Below are 19,448 nucleotides of genomic sequence, written 5' to 3'. Positions count from 1 at the left end.
CGGTTCGATCGGGGACGGGTCCGCGCGGGACCGGCCAGTGCCGAATCAGCGCCGAACCCGTGCCGGATCAGTGTTTTTGTCCGGCCGGCGGCCGATCGGAACCGTCAGAGATAGAGCCCGGTGGAGCCGTCGCCCTCGGCCAGCCGCTCAGCGGCGACCGCGTGCACATCGCGCTCCCGCAGCAGCACGTAATCCGTGCCCCGCACCTCGACCTCGCCGCGGTCGGCCGGGTCGAACAACACCCGGTCGCCGACCTGGATGGTCCGCACGTTGGCGCCGATGGCCACGACCTCGGCCCACGCCAGCCGGTTCCCGACCCGCGCCGTCGCCGGGATGAGGATGCCCCCGGAGGAGCGCCGGTCCCCGGCCTCCGGGTCCTCGCGCACCAGCACGCGGTCGTGCAGCATCCGGATCGGAAGCTTCTCTCCTGAACTCACCCTGGTGACGTTATCGCACCGACCGCCAGTCGTCCGTCGGGGAGGTATCGGGGTAGATAGCCTGGGACGCGTGAAACTCAATCCTGGAGAAGCCGCCCCCGCTTTCACGTTGACCGACGACCACGGCCAGGAGGTGAGCCTGGCCGACTACCCGGATCGGAAGGTGATCCTGTACGTCTACCCGGCGGCGATGACCCCGGGCTGCACCAAGCAGGCCTGCGACTTCCGTGACAACATCGCGTCCTTCCAGAAGGAGGGTTATGCCGTCCTGGGCCTGTCGCCCGACAAGCCGGAGAAGCTCGCCAAGTTCCGGGAGCGCGACGCGTTGACGTTCCCGCTGCTGTCCGATCCGGACAAGGATGTGCTCCAGGCGTATGGCGCGTTCGGGGAGAAGAAGCTCTATGGCAAGACCATGGTCGGTGTCATCCGCTCGACCTTCGTGATCGCTGTGGACGCCAAGGGCGCGGGCACGATCGAGGTGGCGCAGTACAACGTGAAGGCCACCGGGCATGTGGCGAAGCTGCGGCGCGACCTGGGCCTGGACGCGGCGTGACCTCGGGTCTGCGCCGCGGCGCAGACCTCGACGAGCCGGACTGGCCCCAGTATCGCAACTGGTAGCCTGACCCTGCTGTAGAGGCGGGATCGAGACCAGTTCCTCCCCCTCCGGCCGGCTTGGCGAAACAGGTATACGCGGCAGCCTTAGGAGCTGTTGATCTTTGATCGTGGGGGTTCGAATCCCCCAGCCGGCACTCTGCGGACGTCCGCCCGGACCGCTATGCTCCGTCCACGACCAAGGGTCGTTCATCGATGTCAGGGGCGGGAGCACATGTCCACACCTCCTTCGCAGGAGCCGAATCCGTTCGACGGCACGCCGGGCCCGCCCGGGCAGGCCCCGTTGGCGGGCCAGCTCGGGTACCCGGGGCAGCCGGGGGTGGGGCCGGCTCCGGAGCCGGTGCCCGCCGCGTACGGCTACGGCTACGGGTATCCGCCGCCGAGCCCGCCGACCAGCACCAGCAGCGTGGCGGTCGTCGCGATCTGCCTGTTCTGGGTGCCGCTCGTCGGCCTGGTGCTGAGCATCATAGGCATGGTGAAGACCGCCAAGGGCAAGGCCCGGGGGCGGGGGGTGGCGATCACCGCGCTGGTGCTGTCGATCATCGTCACCGCGATCGCGGTGCTGGTGGGGGTGGCGATCGGGTCGAAGACCTCGGCGCTGGACCCCGGGTGCACGCACGGCAAGCGGGCCGTCCTGGAGCAGGGCAAGCAGATGGAGGCCGACGAGAAGAAGGGCGACGCCGCCGCCGTGCGGGCCGACTTCCAGTCGGTAATCGACCAGCTGGCCGCGGCCGCGTCGGAGTCCAAGCGGGACGACGTGCGCGCCGCCGTGCAGGCGGTGCACGACGACTACGCCGGCGCGCTGGCCGGGACCATGGACAGCAGCAAGCTCGAAGCCGACCTGGCGCAGATGGACCACCTCTGCACCATCGGCAAGTAGCTCGGCAAGCAGCCCGGCGAACAGCTCGGCAAGTAGCTCGGCAAGCAGCCCGGCAAGAAGCCGCGGGCCGGACCTTCGATCGAAGGTCCGGCCCGCGGCTGTTGTACGGTCCGGGATTCGGCGCCGCGGGTTCAGCCCTTGAGCAGCGGCACCAGGGCCCGGAACGCCCGGCCCCGGTGGCTGATCGCGTCCTTCTCCTCCGGGCTCAGCTCCGCGGTGGTGCGGGTCTCCCCCTCCGGGACGAAGATCGGGTCGTAGCCGAAGCCGCCCTCGCCGCGCGGGTCGCGGACCAGGCGGCCGGTGACCACGCCCTCCACGACGTGCTCGGTGCCGTCGGGGTGGACCAGGGCGGCGGCGCAGGTGAAGTTGGCGGCCAGCGCCTCGTCCGGCACGTCCTCGACCTGGTCCAGGACCAGCTGGAGGTTGGCCTCGTCGCGCTCCGGGCCGCCGGGCAGCGCGCCGAAGCGGCCGGACCAGCGGGCCGACAGGATGCCGGGCATGCCGTTGAGCACCTCGACGCAGAGCCCGGAGTCGTCGGCGACGGCCGGCAGCCCGGTCGCGGCCGCCACCGCCCGCGCCTTGATCAGCGCGTTCTCGGTGAAGGTGAACCCGGTCTCGGGGATGTCGGGCAGCGCGGCGTAGAGCTCGGGGCCGGCGAGTTCGACGTCGGTGAGGCCGGCGGCGAGCAGGATCCGCTCGAGTTCGCGGATCTTCTTGGCGTTGCGGGTGGCGAGGACGATCTGGCGCATGGCCGCCAGTCTAGGGAGCCGCGGCCCGGTTTCTCACCCGGTGCACGCGGTGCCCATGATCTGCCAGTCGCGGCGGAGCTTGCCGCGGTCCGCGGTGGTGCCGGCCTTGTCGGCGGCGGCGATGTCCTGGAGGTCCTTGGCCATCGCGGTCATGGCCTGGGTGGCCGCGAGCCGCTTGCTGGCTGAGGCCCCGGCGCGCAGATCGGTGATGGCCGTGGGAATGACCGCGTCGCCCTTGGCGGTGCTCTGCTCGGAGGCCGTGAGGTAGGCGCCGAAGCCGCGCAGGCCGATCTTGCAGCCGGGGTCGGTCCACAGGTCGCTCAACGACTTCAGCGACGAGGCCAGAGCCGACGGATCGGCGGTCGCCGAGGTAGACGTGCTGGGGTCGGAGATCGGAGTTTCGGGCGCGGTGGTCGCGGCCGCCGAGCCAGGTGCCGACGGGGCGGTGCTCCCGACCGCGCCGACCACACCCTGCGACGCGCAGCCCGCGACCCCCAGCGCGAGCACCCCCGAAACGGCCGCCATGGCGGCCGGCGATCGGAATCGTGCGGTCATGAGCCACCCCCTGTGGACGACGATCGCAGCACACCGTAGCGCAGGCGTGCGGCCGCGGTGACCGAACAGGGGGTGGATCAGGCAATGAACTCGGAGAGCCGGCCCGGGAACCGGACCGGGAACCGGACCGGGCCTCAGCTCAGCAGGGCCTTGACCTGGTGCGAGGCCAGGTCCTTGCAGCCGCCGGTGGCCAGGTCCAGCAGCGCGTCCAGCTCGGCGCGGTCGAACGGCGCGCCCTCGGCGGTGCCCTGGATCTCGACGAACTTGCCGTCGGCGGTGCAGACCACGTTCATGTCGGTCTCGGCGCGCACGTCCTCCTCGTAGCAGAGGTCGAGCATCGGCACGCCGTCGATGATCCCGACGCTGACCGCCGACACCGAGCCGGTCAGCGGCTCCTTGGAGGCCTTGATCAGCTTCTTGTCGCGCATCCAGGTCACCGCGTCCTGCAGCGCCACGTAGGCGCCGGTGATCGCGGCGGTGCGGGTGCCGCCGTCGGCCTGGAGCACGTCGCAGTCCACGACGATGGTGTTCTCGCCCAGCGCCTTGGTGTCCACCACGGCCCGCAGCGCGCGCCCGATCAGCCGGGAGATCTCCTGCGTGCGCCCGCCGACCTTGCCCTTGACCGATTCCCGGTCGCCCCGGGTGTTGGTGGCGCGCGGCAGCATCGCGTACTCGGCGGTGACCCAGCCCTTGCCGCTGCCGCGCAGCCAGCGCGGCACGCCCTCGGTGACGGAGGCGGTGCACAGCACCTTGGTCTGGCCGAACTCGACGAGGACGCTGCCCTCGGGGTGGATCGACCACTTGCGGGTCAGGGTGACCGGACGGAGCTGGTCGGCCTTGCGGCCGTCGACGCGTGCTGCTGACATGTGTAGACCCTAGCCCACGGCGGCCCGGCGGCGCGGTCCCGGTGCGGGACCGCGCTTGAGCCCGCGGGGGGGTGTCCGTCTACGGGGGGGCGTCCGCCTAGTCGAGCGCGACGTGCGCCATCAGCCGCAGCGTCGGCAGGTCGGTGGCCTTGCGCAGCTTGGTCGCCAGGTCGCGGTGGAAGAACTCCTCGACCAGGTGCGGCACGGTCAGCACGATGATCTCGTCGACCCCGTACTTGGCGGCGATCGCCTTGAGCCCGTCGACCGGCGGTCCGACCAGCAGTTCGCCGCTCGCCTGCTTCCCGGCCTGCTGGAAGGAGCCGACAGTGGCGGTCATGATCGCCCGGGCCTCCACCACGGCCTCGTTGAGCGGCTCGTCGTGGCTGTCCTCCTCGGCGCCCTTGAAGTTGCCCAGGGCGAGATCGTCGAGGGTGGCCAGGACCTTGCCGTTCTCCTTGCCGACCGGCACGACGACCACGTAGTTCTCGGGGTCCAGGCCGTCCTGGGCGTTCTCCTCGTGCAGGCTGACGACGTACTCCAGGTCGTGCTGCGTGATCGCCTTCTCGACGACGAGCATGGTGGTCGGCACGGTGGGTCCTCTCCGGTGCGGCTGGTGCTCCCGGAGCGCCTGAACAGCGCTCCGGCGGCCATTTTCTCAGATCTGGAAGACGGCGCCCGGCGCGGCCAGGTCGACCGGGCCCGGGAAGGCGGCGCGGGCGGCGGCCAGGTTCAGGCCGGCGTCGGTCCACGGCGGGATGTGGGTCAGCACCAGCCGGCCGGCGCCGGCCGCGGCCGCGGACTCGCCGGCCTGGCGGCCGTTGAGGTGCAGCCCGAGCAGGCCGTCGTCGCGCGGCTCCTGGAAGGAGGCCTCGGCCAGCAGCAGGTCGGCGCCCTCGGCGATGCGGTCCAGGGCGGCGCAGGGGCCGGTGTCGCCGGAGTAGACCAGGGTGCTGCCGCCGGCCTCCAGGCGGATCGCGTAGGCCTCGACCGGGTGGTCGACGCGGTCCACGCGCACGGTGAACGGCCCGGTGGCGAAGGTGTTGCCGGTGGCGCCGTCCGGGGCGCCGGCGAGCACGTCGCGGAAGGCGAACACGGAGTCGCACTCGGTGTCGTCGGTGTCGTAGGCCTGCGCGATGCGCTCGCGGGTGCCGGAGGGGCCCCAGACCGGGAGCAGCGGCAGCGGTCCGTCGCCGCCGGGCCGGTATTTGCGCGCGACGTAGTACCCGCACATGTCGACGCAGTGGTCGGCGTGCAGGTGCGACAGGATCACCGCGTCGATGGCGTAGATGTCGCCGTACCGCTGCAGCTCGCCGAGGGCGCCGTTGCCGAAGTCCAGCAGGACGCGGTGGCCGTCGTGCTCCACCAGGTAGCTGGAGCACGGGTTGCCGGGGCCTCCGAAGGACCCGGAGGAGCCGATGACGGTGAGCTTCATGAGGACTCCGCATCTGGAACTTCTGGTGAATCGGCGGCTTCTGGTGAATCGGTGGGCACGGCGGGCAGCTGCCCCTGGTGGACGTGGCCGATCTCCGGCCCCAGGAAGCGCTGTCCGATCTGCAGGAACTGGTCCGGGTCGCCGGTGGTGGTGAAGCTGTGCACCGGCTCGGGGAGGTCGTCGGGACGCATGAGCGCGTTCTCGGCGAGCACGCGGTAGACGTCCTTGGCGGTCTCCTCGGCGCTGTTGATCAGGATGACGTCCTCGCCCATGACATAGGAGATCACGCCGGTGAGCAGCGGGTAGTGGGTGCAGCCCAGGATCAGGGTGTCGACGCCGGCCGCGGCGACCGGGTCGAGGTACTCGTGGGCGGCCTTGAGCAGCTCGTCGCCGGCGGTGACGCCGGCCTCGACGAACTCCACGAAGCGCGGGCAGTCCTGGGTGGTGAGCTGGATCTGCGGGGCGGCGGCGAAGGCGTCGACGTAGGCCATGGAGCGCCGGGTGGAGCGGGTGCTGATCACGCCGACGTGCTGGTTGCGGGTGGCGGCCACGGCGAGCCGCACCGCCGGGCGGATCACCTCGACCACCGGGATCTCGTAGCGTTCGCGGGCGTCGCGCAGCACCGCCCCGGAGGCCGAGTTGCAGGCGATGACCAGCATCTTCACGCCGGACTCGACGAGCCGGTCCATGCACTCCAGGGCGTAGGCGCGGACCTGGGCGATGGGCCGGGGTCCGTAGGGCTGGCGCGCGGTGTCGCCGAAATAGCTGACCGCCTCGTGCGGCAGCTGGTCGAGCAGGGCCCGGACGACGGTGAGCCCGCCGAAGCCGGAGTCGAAGATCCCGATCGGGGCGTCCCGGGGGGCCGGGTCGGCACCGGGAGTGTGCGGAGGCGGTGGTGCGGCCATGAGGTGAAAGAGTACGGCTCCGTGCTCTTGGGGCCGACGATTGGGCCCGCCGATGTGGCCACTGTCTCAGGGGTGCTTTCCCTCACGCCGGGCTGAGCTGCGCGAATACTCGGCAGGGCCGGGGTCCGGGTCAGCCGGCGGCCCAGGCGAGCAGCGTGTCGCAGACGTCGACGAGGCGGCGGCGCAGCGGGGCGCCGCGGCGGGCGAACTCCGCCTGCGCGGCGGCGTACTCGGCCCGGCCGGCCGCGGTCTCGATCGGGATCGGGGCGTAGCCGAGCTCGGCGAGGTCGTAGGGACTGGCCCGCATGTCCGTCTCGCGGATCTCGCAGGCCAGCGCGAAGCAGTCGGCGATCAGCTCGGACGGGACGAAGGGGTCCAGCTTGTAGGCCCACTTGTAGAGGTCCATGCCGGCGTGCAGGCAGCCGGGCTGCTCGTTGGCGATCTGCGCCTCGCGGGTCGGACGCAGGGTGTTGAGCGGTTCGGCGTCGGGGGTGAAGAACCGGTAGGCGTCGTAGTGCGAGCAGCGGATCCGCTGGGTCTGGACGACCTCGTCGGTGCCGGCCGGCCCCAGCCGCAGGCGGCGGGCGGAGTGCCGGACCTGCTCGGGTCCGAGGCGGTAGACCATGGCCCACTCGTGCAGCCCGAAGCAGGCCAGCCGGGGTTCGCGCCCGGCGGTGGCGGCCAGCAGCGCGCGCACGAACTCGGCGGTGCGGACCCGGGCGTCGGTGAACTCGGCCCGGTCGAGCGTGACGCCGTCGGCGGTCCCGGTGTAGCCGCGCCAGGCGAGCCGCTCGCGGGCGGCCGGGCCGGCCAGGACGACGCCCACGCCGGGGTGCCAGCGGCGCAGGCGGGCCGGGCGGTGGGAGTAGTAGGTGAACAGGAAGTCCATCACCGGGTGCGCCTCGTTGTCGGCGCGGCGGCGCAGATGCGGATCGACCCAGGCGGCGACGCGCGCGTCGTGGGCGGCCTCGCGGGCGCGCCAGACCGGCTCGGGGAGGATCCGGGGCGCGGGCCCGGCGGGAAGCTCGGGCGCGCCGGACGGCCTCGCCCCCGCGTCCCGCCGCTCGGCCTGCTCGGCCTGCCCGGCCTGCTCCACGCTCACGCTTCGACGGTACCCGGCCACGGGCCCGGGGCCGAATCGCCGTCGCGATCCGGCCCCGGGCCCTGGGGCGGCCTGGCGGTCGTCAGGCCGACGAGCTCGACGAGGAGCCGGTGGAGCGCGGCGTGCTCGGGGTGGCCGGGGTCGCGGGGGCGGACGCCGTGCCGGTCGGCGACGGCTTCGACGGGGTGGCGGGCGTGGCCGGGGTGGCGGGCGCGGCGGGCTCGCTGGAGGAGCTGGAGGCGCTCGGGGCGTCCGAGGGGCTCGGCGCGGCGGAGGCGCTCGGGGCCTGCGACGGGCTCGCCGACCCGGAGGCGTCCGGGCTCGCGCTCGCGGCGGCGGCCTTCGCGACCATCTCCATGTAGTCCACGCTCTGGCTGTCCGGCACCTTGTCGACCTTGACGCCGGTGCCCCAGTCGGTGAAGTCGATCGCGCCCTTCAGCGCGCCGACCGGCGTGGTCTCGGTGAAGGCCTGCGCGACCGGCAGGCCGTCGGCGCGCAGCCACACGTCGTAGGCCATCGAGGTCACCGCGCCGCCGGCCATCGCCTCGGTGACGGCGTCGGCGCTCTCCTGGGTGAGGCCGCGGCCGATCAGGTTCGGGTCCAGCGCGTCGGCGCCGGACACGGTGCCCGCGTAGTGCACCGTCTGCACGCCGCCGTGCTGCTCCTCGCCGACCTTGTGCAGGTCCTTGGAGGCGGTCAGCATGGTCAGGCCCTTGGTCGGCGAGGTGTTCTCCAGCACGTCGCTGCCGATCCCGGCGGTCCGCGGGTCGCCCGCCATCGCCGCCAGGTCCATGCGCAGCCACGCCTTGCCTTCCATCTGCGCGGCCATCGACGGGTCGGTGCCCATCTTCATGAACATGATGTGGTCGGCGTAGGCGATCGGGATCGCGCTGGAGGGGTCGGGCGCCGAGCCCGCCGGGCCCACGGCCAGCGTGCCCTGGAGCGCCGGGTGCTCACCGAAGGACGCGGTCACGTCGGAGGCCTCGGTCGCGTTCGGGGCGCTGAGCACCGCGTGCACCTTGGCGCTGGGGTGCGCGGCCACGGCCCGGCCCGCCGCCTTCACCGCGTCCTGCGGGCTGAGCGCCGACAGCTCCGCGAAGGACTGCGGCGTGCCGTCGGAGGCCTTCAGCGTGCAACCGGACAGCGCGGCGGTGACGGCCGCCGCGAGCGCGACGCCGGACCATATCTGCTTGCGGGGCATGAACTTTCCCACCCTAGGTAGTGACTGCTTGGAGAGCGCAGCGATCCTAACGTCGCCGCAGATCAGCCCCGGCATCGGGGCGGCGCGGCGACACCGGGTCACGACGCGGGGACGACGTACGTCTGATCGGCCGGCGGCGCGGTGACGACCAGCGGCGTTCCCCAGTCGCTCTGGAGGACGTCATTGGTCACGTCACCGGTGGGGCCGCTGCTCGCGTGGGTCTCCTTGACCTCCGTCACCAGGCCGTTCCGGCCGATCCAGAGGTCGAAGGTGTCCTTGGTCACCTGCGTGTCGGTCATCGCCTTGCGCCGGCCGTCCAGATAGGCCTGGGTCATCCCGGAGCCCGGCGGCGGGGTCGCGGGCAGCGTCTGCGGGGTGACGCTGCCTTCGATGTGCAGCACCTGCTGCCCGTTCCTGCTCTCGACCCCCACGCGGCGCAGATCGGGATAGAGCAGCGGGAACAGCAGGTTCTGCTTCGGGTCGTCGTTCCGGAACGAGGCGCCGAGCCGGGCGTAGAACGCCAGGCCGTCGTCGGACGAGTCGCCCGGCGGCAGATGGTCCAGGTCCAGCTTGGCCCACTGTTTGCCGTGCAGGAAGCGGGCGGGCAGGCCGGGATCGTCGATGTAGAGGACCGGGTAGTCCAGCCGGAGCTCGCCGTGCTGCGGGCTCGGGCTGCTGCCGCCCTTCTGCTGCGCGGTGTTGGTCGACACGACGGCCGCCCGCTCGGTGCTCTCCACCGCGTCGACGGTCTGGTCGACGAGCTTGTTGGAGTAGAAGCTGCGCACCCGCACGGTGTGCTTCGCGATCTGCGCGGCGCTCGCGGCCCTGACCGCGTCGGCGGCGCTCACCGTGCCCAGGTCCAGCTCGGCGCCGGACCCGCTCTCCCCCACCGTGCCCGAGGACGAGCAAGCGGCGGTGACGAGGAACGTCACCGCCGCGAGCGCCGCCAGGCCGGCCCTGCGTGCCGGCCGGGCCGCCGAAGAACCTTGACCCATGGACTCCACCCCCCGTGTATGTCAGGACGCGGAAATCCTAGACCCGGGCCGGATCAGGCCCAGAGCTGCCCCTCGATCCGGTCCTCGGCCTCGTCCAGGGTGCCCTCGTAGGCGCCGGTCGACAGGTACTTCCACCCGCCGTCGGCGACCACGAACGCGATGTCCGCCTCGTCCCCGGCCTTCTCCGCCTGCGCGGCGATGCCCAGGGCGGCGTGCAGCGCGCAGCCGGTGGAGATGCCGGCGAAGATGCCCTCGGCTTCGAGCAGCTCGCGGGTGCGGCGCAGGGCGTCGTGCGCGCCGACCGAGTAGCGGGTGGTCAGGACCGACTCGTCGTAGAGCTCCGGGACGAAGCCCTCGTCGAGGTTGCGCAGGCCGTAGATCAGCTCGTCGTAGCGCGGCTCGGCGGCGACGATCCTCACCTCCGGCCGCTGCTCGCGCAGGTAGCGGCCGACGCCCATCAGGGTGCCGGTGGTGCCCAGGCCGGCCACGAAGTGGGTGATGGTCGGCAGGTCGGCGAGCAGCTCCGGGCCGGTGCCGTGGTAGTGCGCCAGCGCGTTGGCCGGGTTGCCGTACTGGTAGGGCATGACCCAGTCCGGGTGCTCGGCGGCCAGCTCCTTGGCCACCCGCACCGCCTCGTTGGAGCCGCCGGCGGCGTTCGAGGAGATGATCTCGGCGCCCCACATCCGCAGCAGCTGGCGCCGCTCCTCGGAGGTGTTCTCCGGCATCACGCAGACCAGCCGGTAGCCCTTGAGCTTGGCCACCATCGCCAGGCCGATGCCGGTGTTGCCGGAGGTCGGCTCCAGGATGGTGTCGCCCGGCGTGAGCCGGCCCTCCTTCTCGGCGCTCTCGATCAGCGCCAGGGCCACCCGGTCCTTGACCGAGCCGGTCGGGTTGCGGTCCTCCAGCTTGGCCCACACCCGCACCCGTTCGGACGGGGACAGCCGGGGCAGCCCGACCAGCGGGGTGCGGCCGACAGAGTCCAGCAGCGAGTCGTAGCGCATGGCCGCGGCTCAGCCGCCGGCGACGGCCGGCAGCACCGTGACGGCGTCGCCGTCGGCCAGCGGCGTGGCCAGGCCCTCGATGAAGCGGACGTCCTCGTCGTTCTTGTAGACGTTCACGAACCGGCGCAGTTCGCCGTTGTCGAGCAGGCGGCCGCCCAGGCCCGGGTGCCGGGCGTCGAGGTCGGCGATGAGCTCGGACAGGGTGGCGCCGCTGGCCTCGACGCGCTTGGCGCCGTCGGTGTAGGTGCGCAGGATGGTCGGGATCGACACAGAGACGGACATGGCCGGTCTTCTCCTTGGGAGGGAAAGGCGGATCGGGCGGACGGAAGCGTGCTGAACCCCGAGAACGGGGAAGGGCTCAAACGCCCCGGCGACACAGCGCGCTGGCCAGCCGGCCGAAGTCGACATGGCGGCGCGCGACGAGCAGCACCGTCGGGTCCATGCCGGGAGAACGCATACCCCCATGATATTCATCCCGGCGCCCGGCCCAACCCCGCTCCCGAGCGCTGAGACCGCCGCTATCATCGCGCTCACGGCGCGTTCGAGGGGGGCACGGCACGTGACACAGGGCGGGGCGTGGGAGCGGGACCGGGACGGGGCGCCGGGCGGGGCCCCGGGCCGGGCCTCGGGAGCGGCCGGCGGTGTGCGGCAGGACACGGTCTGGCAGGACACGGTGCGGCAGGGCACGTTCGAGTTCCTCGTCGAGGTCGGCGACCGGGTCGCGGACGGCTACCGGCTCACCTTCGCCTACCCCGATCCGGACTCCCCCACCGGCACCGGCGGCCACAGCGCGATCGCCCCGCTGGACGCCGCCGACGCCGCGCTGCGCGCCCAGCTGGCGATGCTGCCGACCATGGTGCTGGCCTCGGCGGCGAAGTCCCGGCTGGTGGTCAGCCCGATGGAGCAGGCCGCGCGGGCCGTCGGCGACCAGCTGTTCCGGGCCCTGACCGGCGGCGAGACGCTGGGCGAGCTGGCCCGGCTGCGGCGCCGGGCGCAGGCCGCGGGCGCCGACGTCCGGCTGGCGCTGCGGGTCCGGCCGCCGGAGCTGGCCGCGCTGCCCTGGGAGTACCTGTTCGACGCCCGCGAGGACCGCCGCGAGTTCCTGGGCCGCTCCTGCATGGTCACCCGCAGCGCCGGCGACCTGCGCACCGTGCCGCCGCTGGCGGTGTCCGGGCCGCTGCGGGTGCTGGCCATGGTCGCCGAGCCCGGGGACCAGGCGGTGCTGGACGTGGCGCGCGAGCGCGCCTACCTGGAGGCGGCGCTGGCGCCGATGAGCGCCGCCGGACGGCTGGAGCTGGCCTGGGTGCCGGCCACCAAGCAGGCGCTGCTGTCGGCGACCCAGCGGCAGCGGTGGCACATCGTGCACTACATCGGCCACGGCGACTTCGACGCCGCCACCGGCGCCGGCCGCCTGGCCTTCGCCGCCGAGGCCGGGGACGGGGGCGGGGCCGGGGGCACCGACTGGGTGACCGCGCGCCAGCTCGCCACCATCCTCGGCGCCCACCCGACGCTGCGGCTGGTGGTGCTCAACGCGTGCCAGTCGTCGGCCGGCAGCAGCGAGGACGGCCAGGCCGGACTGGCCGCGGCACTGGTGCACGCCGGCCTGGCGGCGGTGGTGGCGATGCAGTTCCCGATCACGGACGACGCCGCCCCGGTGTTCGGGCGCGAGTTCTACGGCGCACTGGCCGCCGGGCAGCCGGTGGACCGGTGCGTGCGGGCCGGGCGGGCGGCGATCACCTTGGCGAACGACGCGAGCCTGGAGTGGGGAACGCCGGTCCTGCATCTGCGGAGCGCCGACGGGACGCTGTTCGCCATGGCGGAGCCGGCGGCCGCGGAGCCGACGTCGGCGGGCTCGGCGGTGGCGCGGACACCGGTGGCGGAGCCCGCGCCGGGCCGAGCCACTGCGGATGGCAGTCGGGCCGAGCCGGACGGCGGCCGGGGCCTGGCGGAGTCGGGCCGGGCGAGCGAGTCCTGGCACACCGCCGGGCCGCCCACCGCCGGGCCGCCCACCGACGCCGAGCCGTGGCGCCCCGAGCCGGAGACCCCGGCCGGAACCGGTCGCCAGGACCGGCCCGGGCAGTCGCTCGGCACCGACCAGACCCTGCTCCAGCAGCTCCTCAGCATGGACATGACCACCGCCACCGAGAGTGTCATGCGCGGCGACTTCTCCTCGGACCTGGTCGCGATGTTGGAAGACATCGTCCGGCGCTACGCCGAGCTGCGCGGCGCCGAGCACGAATCGACGAACCGGGCTCGCACGGTCCTGTCCCAGGCCAGGTCCGGCCTGGAGGACCGGTCGGACCGGGGGTCGCGGCCCGGGGCCTCGGTCACCGGAATCGCCGACCCCGCCGACCCCGCCGACCCCGCCGACGACGACTCCGAGGACCACTTCCGGAGCAAGACCACGCGCCACGGCACCGGCGAGCGCCATCGCCGCGCGACGCGCACATCAAGGGCGGTCGGCGCGACTCCGGTCGGCGAGTTCACCATGGCCTCGGAGATTCTGAGCCTGGGCTTCGCGGGCGGTCCGTCGCGCCTGCTCGGCGTCGGCCGCAGGGACGGGGAGGTCGCGATCCTGCGGCCCGGCGGCGCGGAGCCGACGACGCTCGCCAACGGCCGGGGCCGGCCGGTCCGGCAGCTCATGTTCGGCCCCGGCGGGCAGAACGTGGTCTGTCTGCTCGGCGAGGGCGAGCGGCCGGACCGGCTGCGGATCTGGTCCGTGGACGGCGTGCCGAACTCCCAGGACGGGGTGCTCGCCAGCCACTTCGCCTTCCACGCGGAGGGGACGTTCGTCGCGGCGACGAGCGGCCACGATCTGAGCCTGCGCCGCTACACCGCGCCGTTCACGGCGGTCGCGCCCTATCGCGGCCTCGGCGAGCTGGGCGACCTCGCCGTCAGCGCGGACGGCGCGCACGTCGCGGCGATCGGCGACCATCGGATCGTGGTCTGGCGGGCCCTGACCGGCGACGAGGTCGCGTCGTTCGGCGCGCCGGAGGCCCGCTTGGAGCTGGGGCTCCAGTTCAGCCCGGACGGCGCCTCACTGTTCGCCTCGCACACGCGGCAGGGGATGATCCGCTGCGACCTCGCCACCCGGCGGTCGGCGCCGTGCGTGCCGTCGGCGCTGGCCGACCGGCGGCCGATGTGGTCGCTGACGGGGAGCGGGCTGGCGCTGGGCCTGCCGTTCCAGGAGACCGCGGCCGACGCCGTGTTCTGGGACGTCGCCTGGCCGGAGATCGAGCTCGGACAGCTGCCGGACCGGATCTGCCCGACGGTGCGGCCGGCCTTCGATCCGACGGGGACGCTGCTCGCGGTCGCGCTGCCGGACCAGCGGACGGTGCGGATCTACGAGCTCTCCCACTGAGGCCGGACCCGGGTCGCGCCCGGAGCCGGCCCGCCGCCGTCCGAAGGCGCCCGCCGCCACCCGAGGGCGCCGACGGGCCGTTCCGGCCGGATCATCGTCCGATCGTCACTTCGCGGCGCGGTCGCCCCGGTAGCGCTCGATCGCGGCGTTGGTCGAGGAGTCGTGGTGCAGCTCCCCGCCCGAGGACAGCTCCGGCTCGATCTTCTTCGCCAGCACCTTGCCGAGCTCCACGCCCCACTGGTCGAAGGAGTCGATGTCCCACACCGCGCCCTGCACGAACACCTTGTGCTCGTACAGCGCCACCAGCTGCCCCAGCACCGACGGGGTCAGGCGGGGGGCGGTCAGCGTGGTGGTCGGGTGGTTGCCGCGGAAGGTGCGGTGCGGCACCTGGGCGGCCGGGACGCCCTCGGCCTGGACCTGCTCGCGGGTCTTGCCGAAGGCCAGCGCCTCGGTCTGGGCGAAGAAGTTCGCCATCAGCGCGTCCTGCTGGCCGAACGGGTCGGTGCCCTCGATGGCCCGGTCGAAGCCGATGAAGTCGGCCGGGATCAGGGCCGTGCCCTGGTGGATCAGCTGGTAGTAGGCGTGCTGGCCGTTGGTGCCGGGGGTGCCCCAGACGATCGGGCCGGTCTCCCACTCCACCGGCTCGCCGTCGCGGCGGGTGGACTTGCCGTTGGACTCCATGTCGAGCTGCTGGAGGTAGGCGGTGAACTTCGACAGGTAGTGCGAGTACGGCAGGACCGCGAGGGTCTGCGCGTCCCAGAAGTCGCGGTACCACAGCCCGATCAGGCCCATCAGCAGCGGCAGGTTGCGCTCGGCCGGGGCGGTGCGGAAGTGCTGGTCGACGGTGTGGAAGCCGCCGAGCATCTCCTCGAAGCGCTCCGGGCCGATGGCGATCATCAGCGACAGGCCGATCGCCGAGTCGTAGGAGTAGCGGCCGCCGACCCAGTCCCAGAAGCCGAACATGTTCTCGGTGTCGATGCCGAACTCGGCCACGGCCTTGTCGTTGGTGGACACGGCCACGAAGTGCTTGGCGATCGCCGCCTCGTCGCCGCCGAGGCCGGCCAGCAGCCACTTCTTGGCCGAGGTGGCGTTGGTGATGGTCTCCACCGTGGTGAAGGTCTTCGAGGAGACGACGAACAGCGTCTCCTCGGGGTCCAGGTCCTGCGTGGCCTCGTAGAGGTCGGCGCCGTCGACGTTGGACACGAAGCGGAACTGCATGTCGCGCTTGGTGTAGGCGCGCAGCGCCTCGTAGGCCATCGCCGGGCCCAGGTCCGAGCCGCCGATGCCGATGTTCACCACGGTCTTGATGCGCTTGCCGGTCGCGCCGGTCCACTCGCCGCTGCGCACCCGGGAAGCGAAGGCGGACATCCGGTGCAGGACCTCGTGCACGGCCGGCACGACGTCCTCGCCGTCCACCTCGATGCGCTCGGTGGCCGGCGCGCGCAGCGCCACGTGCAGCACCGCGCGGTCCTCGGTGAGGTTCACCTTCTCGCCGGCGAACATCCGGTCGCGCAGCTCGAACACGCCGCGGGCCTTGGCCAGGTCCAGCAGCAGCCGCAGGGTCTCGTCGCTCACCAGGTGCTTGGAGTAGTCCACCGACAGGTCGCCGGCCTGGGCGAAGTACCGCTCGGCCCGGCCCGGGTCGGTGTCGAACAGCTCCCGCAGGTTCACCTTGTCGAACTCCGCGTGGTGCGCCTCCAGCGCCTTCCACTGCGGCAGATCGGTGAGCTTCTCAGTCATCGGGTCCTCCTAGCCACGTGCCTCGTCCCTCGCAGACCCTATCGCCGCCGGGGGTGCGAAGCCCGGCGGCTGCGGTGAACACCGAACGTCGTGAGAATGATTCCCATGACAGTTTTCTCCGACAGCGGGACGGCAGAGCTCGAACAGGCCGAGTGGCATCGCGAGCAGGCGAAGCGGACCTTCAACGCGGCCTGGGAGCTGATCGACGAGCCGGCGCGGTCGCCGGAGCAGGACCGCCGGATGCTGGTCCTGGCCTGCGCCTCCCGCGCGCACTGGGACCAGGCCGGCGGCCCGCGCGAGCACGCGATCGGCGACTGGCAGGTCGGCCACGTCCTGACCCTGCTCGGCGACGGCCCGCTGGCGCTGTCGTTCGCCCGGCAGGCGCTGGCGACCGTCGAGGCGCAGGGCTGGACCGACTTCACGCTCGCCTCCGCCTACGAAGGCGTGGCCCGGGCCTACGCCGCCCTCGGCGACAAGGCCGAGCGGGACGAGTACGCGGCGAAGTGCCGGACCGCGCTGGAGGCGCTGCCTCCGGAGGACCAGGAGGTCATCGCCGGCCAGCTCGCCACCGTCCCGGAGCTGTGACCGCGCGCTCCGGGCCGGACGCGGCGGTCCCCCACCGGCCCCATCCGTCGCCCCGGACCCTTCTGTGCCGAAAATGTGAGCGTTCGCGGCGTGACGCCGGGAGTGGGGCCCGGGCGTGCCTATTCTGAACCGATGACCGTGACGAGTGGTGGGCGACGGGTGGGAATCCTCGTCGTCGAGGACGAGCCGACGCTGGGCGAGGCGATCGCCGCGCGGCTGCGGGCCGAGGGGTTCGCGACCCACCTGGCCGCGGACGGGCCGTCCGCCGTCCGCACCGCGCAGGAGCAGCTGCCGGACCTGATCGTGCTGGACGTGATGCTGCCCGGGTTCGACGGGCTGGAGGTGTGCCGCCGGATCCAGGCCGAGCGGGCCGTCCCGGTGCTGATGGTCACCGCGCGCGACGACGAGAGCGACCTGATCGAGGGGCTGCGCACCGGCGCCGACGACTATCTGACCAAGCCGTTCTCGATGCGGGAGCTGATCGCCCGGGTGCACGCCCTGCTGCGGCGGGTGGAGCGGGCCGCCGAGCTCGGGGCCGCCGCCGGGGCCGAGCCCGCGGTCGGGACCGGGTTCCACCCGGCCGCCGCGCCGCGCGCGCCGCGGCCGCTGCGGTTCGTGGCGGGCGGCTCCGGGGCCGGGCCGCGGGTGCTGGAGATCGACCCGGCGCAGCGCCGGGTCCGGGTCGGCACCGGCCGGGACCGGGACGAGGCGCATCTGACCCCGACCGAGTTCGACCTGCTGGCCTGCCTGGCCGGGCAGCCGCGCACGGTGCTGAGCCGGGAGAAGCTGCTGGCCGAGGTGTGGGACTGGCTGGACGCCTCCGGCACCCGGACCGTGGACAGCCACGTGAAGGCGGTGCGGCGGAAGATCGGCGCGGAGTGGATCCGCACGGTGCACGGGGTCGGGTACGCCTTGGAGGCCGAGCCGGCCCCCGAGGAGCCGGCGGCGCCGGCGGGGCCGTGAACGCCGGCACGGTCGGTGCGATCGGCGCCGACGCCGGTGCCCGGGAGCGGTACCGGCCCGGGGAGCAGGAAGACCGCACAGAGCGCAGCGAGCACAGAGAGCACCAAGAACACGAACAGCACAGCGCGTACGCAGAGCACGAGCACGAACACGAGCACGAACGCGACAGCAGCGGGGACGGCGAGCGCGACCCCTACCGCGAAGTCGAGCACGAACCCGCCGCACCGGAGCCCGGCGCCGGTCCCCGGCCGGAGCCCGAACGGCCGCGGGCGATGAGGGCCGGCGCGAAGAAGGTCGGCGGCACCGTGATCGGCCGGGCCCGCGAGGTTCGGCCGTTGGACCGGTTCCACAGCATCAAGGTCAAGCTCGGCGTCCTGGTGGTGGCCTCGGTGTCGGTGGCCGGCTGCTTCACCGCGGTCGGCGTCTCGGCCGGCATCCAGGCCCGCTACGTGGTCAGCGTCGCGGTGATCCTGTCGCTGATCGTCACCCAGATCCTGGCGCACGGCATGACCAGCCCGCTGCGCTCGATGGCCGACGCCGTCGAGCGCATCGCCCGCGGCGACTACAGCCGCCGGGTCACCGCCGCCACCTCCCGCGACGAGGTCGGCCAGCTGGCCGCCGCGTTCAACCTGATGGCCGCCGACCTGGAGGCGGTGGACCGGCAGCGCAAGGAGCTGATCGCCAACGTCTCGCACGAGCTGCGCACTCCGATCTCGGCGCTGCGCGCGGTGCTGGAGAACGTGGTCGACGGCGTCACCGAGCCCGACCCGCCGACCATGCGCCTGGCGCTGGAGCAGGCCGAGCGGCTGGGCCGGCTGGTCACCACGCTGCTGGACCTGTCCCGGATCGACGCCGGCGCGGTCGAGCTGGACCGCGAGGACGTGGCGCTGGAGGAGTTCCTGGGCACGGTGTCCCGGGAGGCCACGGTGAAGATGCTGGCCCGGGGCACCGGCGCGAACGCCGCCGGGGCCGGCGGCGCGCCCGGTGGCTCACCCGGCAGCTCGCCCGGCGGCCGGCCGAAGACCGTGGTGGACGTGGTCCCGGCGGCGCTCACCGTGCGCGCCGACCGCGAGCGCCTGCACCAGGTCGCGGCCAACCTGCTGGACAACGCGCTGCGCCACTCCCCGCCGCACGGCACGGTGACCCTGCGGGCCCGGCGCCTGGAGGCCGGCGGCGTCCGGATCGAGGTCTGCGACGAGGGCCCGGGCATCCCGCCGGGCGAGCGGGTCCGGGTCTTCGACCGGTTCGACCGCGGGTCGCGGCAGGCCGCCGACGGCGGCACCGGCCTGGGGCTGGCGATCGCGCGCTGGGTGGTGGACCTGCACGGCGGACGGATCTCGGTGGCCGAGCCGGCCGACGACGGTGCGGAGCCGTTGGACCCCGGCGCGTCACCGGGTTGTGTCATCCGCGTCGATCTGCCGTAACTCGCCGTCCGGACTAGGGGTCCGAACCGGCCGACGGGTGGTCCGGAACGTGTGAATCTGGTCACTCCGGGCCAGAGGGCGTAGCCAGATGGAGGGATTTTCCCCGCTCACCGGTGTGATCAGTGCCTCTATCACGAGGCGCGCCTGCACGAAGCCCTCATACCGGCGTACCCTGGATGACCGCTATGACGTCCACGTTCGGACCCGTTCGTGGACGCTGTGCACTCCTATACGCACCCACGCGGAAGAGGGCGGAAACCGCCGTGTCGCCACAGCCGTCGCAGCAGGCACCCACCGATCAGACTGCCGGTACCCCGGGTTCGACGCCTGGGCACACCCTGGCCGAGTTCGGCCCGAACGAGTGGCTGGTGGACGAGATCTATCAGCAGTTCCTGCGCGACCCGGAGAGTGTGGACCGTGCGTGGTGGGACTTCTTCAACGACTACCAGCCCACGGACAGCTCTGCCGCCGCGCAGGCTCTTGCCCCCGTTGCGAAGGTTGATAACCCCGAAGTGACTGTGACCTCCGACACGGCGGTCCCCGCCGCGGCCGCCGCCCCCACGGCGGCGGTCGTCCCGGCTCCCGCCCCGGCTCCGGCCGCCACCCCCGCCCCGGCCGCTCTGGCCGCCGCCGCGGCACT

At 73.1% G+C, this 19,448-nt stretch carries 21 protein-coding genes and 1 tRNA gene; 8 read left to right on the top strand and 14 right to left on the bottom strand.

Translation table 11 applies throughout. The features are described from left to right. Nucleotides 1–104 precede the first annotated feature (104 nt). Entirely contained in the window at nucleotides 105–407 is a 303-nt protein-coding gene (locus tag ABD481_RS27345) for a GroES family chaperonin (RefSeq protein ID WP_344656388.1), read from the bottom strand. Between the two features lie 91 nt (nucleotides 408–498). On the opposite strand from ABD481_RS27345, the gene bcp reads away from it, so the two are divergent. The 3 genes from bcp to ABD481_RS27330 all read left to right on the top strand — a co-directional run bounded on the left by bcp (nucleotide 499) and on the right by ABD481_RS27330 (nucleotide 1,929). Then, nucleotides 499–990 carry a thioredoxin-dependent thiol peroxidase gene (gene bcp / locus ABD481_RS27340; RefSeq protein ID WP_344668710.1) on the top strand — a complete coding sequence of 164 codons (492 nt, stop codon included), beginning with the start codon at nucleotides 499–501 and terminating at the stop codon, nucleotides 988–990. Between the two features lie 113 nt (nucleotides 991–1,103). After that, a tRNA-Leu gene (locus tag ABD481_RS27335) sits at nucleotides 1,104–1,186 on the top strand. Nucleotides 1,187–1,263: 77 nt separating this feature from the next. Further along, nucleotides 1,264–1,929 carry a DUF4190 domain-containing protein gene (locus ABD481_RS27330; protein WP_344668633.1) on the top strand — a complete coding sequence of 222 codons (666 nt, stop codon included), beginning with the start codon at nucleotides 1,264–1,266 and terminating at the stop codon, nucleotides 1,927–1,929. A 131-nt stretch (nucleotides 1,930–2,060) separates the two neighbouring features. Here the strand turns inward: ABD481_RS27330 and rdgB are convergent, their stop codons facing one another. The 12 genes from rdgB to ABD481_RS27270 all read right to left on the bottom strand — a co-directional run bounded on the left by rdgB (nucleotide 2,061) and on the right by ABD481_RS27270 (nucleotide 11,192). Beyond that, nucleotides 2,061–2,678 (bottom strand): RdgB/HAM1 family non-canonical purine NTP pyrophosphatase, encoded by a 618-nt coding sequence (rdgB, locus tag ABD481_RS27325; protein WP_344668632.1) that lies wholly within the window; start codon nucleotides 2,676–2,678, stop codon nucleotides 2,061–2,063. Nucleotides 2,679–2,711: 33 nt separating this feature from the next. Beyond that, nucleotides 2,712–3,233 carry a hypothetical protein gene (locus tag ABD481_RS27320; RefSeq protein WP_344668631.1) on the bottom strand — a complete coding sequence of 174 codons (522 nt, stop codon included), beginning with the start codon at nucleotides 3,231–3,233 and terminating at the stop codon, nucleotides 2,712–2,714. Nucleotides 3,234–3,367: 134 nt separating this feature from the next. After that, nucleotides 3,368–4,099, bottom strand: a complete 732-nt coding sequence (rph, locus tag ABD481_RS27315; RefSeq protein WP_344668630.1) for a ribonuclease PH — start codon at nucleotides 4,097–4,099, stop codon at nucleotides 3,368–3,370. Between the two features lie 97 nt (nucleotides 4,100–4,196). Beyond that, complete coding sequence (locus ABD481_RS27310; RefSeq protein WP_344668629.1) at nucleotides 4,197–4,688, bottom strand: hypothetical protein; 492 nt, start codon at nucleotides 4,686–4,688, stop codon at nucleotides 4,197–4,199. A gap of 66 nt (nucleotides 4,689–4,754) precedes the next feature. Further along, a complete protein-coding gene (locus ABD481_RS27305; protein ID WP_344668628.1) occupies nucleotides 4,755–5,531 on the bottom strand; it encodes an MBL fold metallo-hydrolase in 777 nt (258 codons plus the stop codon). Beyond that, entirely contained in the window at nucleotides 5,528–6,436 is a 909-nt protein-coding gene (gene murI / locus ABD481_RS27300; protein WP_344668627.1) for a glutamate racemase, read from the bottom strand. Before murI ends, ABD481_RS27305 begins: the two co-directional genes overlap by 4 nt. A 130-nt stretch (nucleotides 6,437–6,566) precedes the next feature. Beyond that, complete coding sequence (locus ABD481_RS27295) at nucleotides 6,567–7,436, bottom strand: 3-methyladenine DNA glycosylase (protein WP_344668709.1); 870 nt, start codon at nucleotides 7,434–7,436, stop codon at nucleotides 6,567–6,569. Between the two features lie 184 nt (nucleotides 7,437–7,620). After that, entirely contained in the window at nucleotides 7,621–8,739 is a 1,119-nt protein-coding gene (locus ABD481_RS27290) for an SCO4651 family lipoprotein (protein WP_344668626.1), read from the bottom strand. 98 nt (nucleotides 8,740–8,837) lie between these two features. Continuing rightward, a complete protein-coding gene (locus ABD481_RS27285) occupies nucleotides 8,838–9,734 on the bottom strand; it encodes an SCO4651 family lipoprotein (protein WP_344668625.1) in 897 nt (298 codons plus the stop codon). Between the two features lie 53 nt (nucleotides 9,735–9,787). Further along, the gene (locus ABD481_RS27280) at nucleotides 9,788–10,735 is read right to left on the bottom strand and encodes a PLP-dependent cysteine synthase family protein (protein ID WP_344668624.1); all 948 of its coding nucleotides are present in this window, start codon (nucleotides 10,733–10,735) and stop codon (nucleotides 9,788–9,790) included. 9 nt (nucleotides 10,736–10,744) lie between these two features. Next, nucleotides 10,745–11,017 carry a MoaD/ThiS family protein gene (locus ABD481_RS27275; protein ID WP_344668623.1) on the bottom strand — a complete coding sequence of 91 codons (273 nt, stop codon included), beginning with the start codon at nucleotides 11,015–11,017 and terminating at the stop codon, nucleotides 10,745–10,747. Nucleotides 11,018–11,093: 76 nt separating this feature from the next. After that, nucleotides 11,094–11,192: a putative leader peptide gene (locus ABD481_RS27270; RefSeq protein WP_323746582.1), complete on the bottom strand. Its 99-nt coding sequence runs from the start codon at nucleotides 11,190–11,192 to the stop codon at nucleotides 11,094–11,096. 102 nt (nucleotides 11,193–11,294) lie between these two features. On the opposite strand from ABD481_RS27270, the gene ABD481_RS27265 reads away from it, so the two are divergent. Next, nucleotides 11,295–14,096: a CHAT domain-containing WD40 repeat protein gene (locus ABD481_RS27265; RefSeq protein WP_344668622.1), complete on the top strand. Its 2,802-nt coding sequence runs from the start codon at nucleotides 11,295–11,297 to the stop codon at nucleotides 14,094–14,096. A 105-nt stretch (nucleotides 14,097–14,201) separates the two neighbouring features. On the opposite strand, the gene pgi is transcribed toward ABD481_RS27265, so the two are convergent. Then, nucleotides 14,202–15,836 (bottom strand): glucose-6-phosphate isomerase, encoded by a 1,635-nt coding sequence (gene pgi, locus ABD481_RS27260; RefSeq protein ID WP_344668621.1) that lies wholly within the window; start codon nucleotides 15,834–15,836, stop codon nucleotides 14,202–14,204. A 105-nt stretch (nucleotides 15,837–15,941) separates the two neighbouring features. On the opposite strand from pgi, the gene ABD481_RS27255 reads away from it, so the two are divergent. The 4 genes from ABD481_RS27255 to ABD481_RS27240 all read left to right on the top strand — a co-directional run. Then, nucleotides 15,942–16,421 carry a hypothetical protein gene (locus tag ABD481_RS27255; protein ID WP_344668620.1) on the top strand — a complete coding sequence of 160 codons (480 nt, stop codon included), beginning with the start codon at nucleotides 15,942–15,944 and terminating at the stop codon, nucleotides 16,419–16,421. A 132-nt stretch (nucleotides 16,422–16,553) separates the two neighbouring features. Further along, entirely contained in the window at nucleotides 16,554–17,384 is an 831-nt protein-coding gene (locus ABD481_RS27250; protein ID WP_344668619.1) for a response regulator transcription factor, read from the top strand. Then, nucleotides 17,381–18,808, top strand: coding sequence for a HAMP domain-containing sensor histidine kinase (locus ABD481_RS27245; protein ID WP_344668618.1), 1,428 nt, complete (start codon nucleotides 17,381–17,383; stop codon nucleotides 18,806–18,808). The genes ABD481_RS27250 and ABD481_RS27245 overlap by 4 nt, the downstream gene beginning before the upstream one ends. Before the next feature lie 263 nt (nucleotides 18,809–19,071). After that, nucleotides 19,072–19,448 (top strand): 2-oxoglutarate dehydrogenase E1 subunit family protein (locus tag ABD481_RS27240; RefSeq protein WP_344668617.1); only part of this gene is annotated, 377 nt, incomplete at its 3' end.

It is taken from the genome of Catenulispora yoronensis, from assembly GCF_039531695.1.
GTDB lineage: Bacteria > Actinomycetota > Actinomycetes > Streptomycetales > Catenulisporaceae > Catenulispora > Catenulispora yoronensis.
The sequence above is the reverse complement of the archived record's forward strand: the minus strand, read 5'-3'. Positions and strand labels throughout refer to the sequence as shown.

Bases quoted from the DNA above. Each gene is read 5' to 3' on its own strand.
- ABD481_RS27285 (WP_344668625.1), bottom strand. From the start codon at position 9,734: ATGGGTCAAGGTTCTTCGGCGGCCCGGCCGGCACGCAGGGCCGGCCTG.
- ABD481_RS27305 (WP_344668628.1), bottom strand. From the start codon at position 5,531: ATGAAGCTCACCGTCATCGGCTCCTCCGGGTCCTTCGGAGGCCCCGGC.
- ABD481_RS27280 (WP_344668624.1), bottom strand. From the start codon at position 10,735: ATGCGCTACGACTCGCTGCTGGACTCTGTCGGCCGCACCCCGCTGGTC.
- rdgB (WP_344668632.1), bottom strand. From the start codon at position 2,678: ATGCGCCAGATCGTCCTCGCCACCCGCAACGCCAAGAAGATCCGCGAA.
- rph (WP_344668630.1), bottom strand. From the start codon at position 4,099: ATGTCAGCAGCACGCGTCGACGGCCGCAAGGCCGACCAGCTCCGTCCG.
- ABD481_RS27275 (WP_344668623.1), bottom strand. From the start codon at position 11,017: ATGTCCGTCTCTGTGTCGATCCCGACCATCCTGCGCACCTACACCGAC.
- ABD481_RS27330 (WP_344668633.1), top strand. From the start codon at position 1,264: ATGTCCACACCTCCTTCGCAGGAGCCGAATCCGTTCGACGGCACGCCG.
- ABD481_RS27255 (WP_344668620.1), top strand. From the start codon at position 15,942: ATGACAGTTTTCTCCGACAGCGGGACGGCAGAGCTCGAACAGGCCGAG.
- ABD481_RS27250 (WP_344668619.1), top strand. From the start codon at position 16,554: ATGACCGTGACGAGTGGTGGGCGACGGGTGGGAATCCTCGTCGTCGAG.
- ABD481_RS27320 (WP_344668631.1), bottom strand. From the start codon at position 3,233: ATGACCGCACGATTCCGATCGCCGGCCGCCATGGCGGCCGTTTCGGGG.
- ABD481_RS27270 (WP_323746582.1), bottom strand. From the start codon at position 11,192: ATGCGTTCTCCCGGCATGGACCCGACGGTGCTGCTCGTCGCGCGCCGC.
- murI (WP_344668627.1), bottom strand. From the start codon at position 6,436: ATGGCCGCACCACCGCCTCCGCACACTCCCGGTGCCGACCCGGCCCCC.
- ABD481_RS27290 (WP_344668626.1), bottom strand. From the start codon at position 8,739: ATGCCCCGCAAGCAGATATGGTCCGGCGTCGCGCTCGCGGCGGCCGTC.
- pgi (WP_344668621.1), bottom strand. From the start codon at position 15,836: ATGACTGAGAAGCTCACCGATCTGCCGCAGTGGAAGGCGCTGGAGGCG.
- ABD481_RS27345 (WP_344656388.1), bottom strand. From the start codon at position 407: ATGCTGCACGACCGCGTGCTGGTGCGCGAGGACCCGGAGGCCGGGGAC.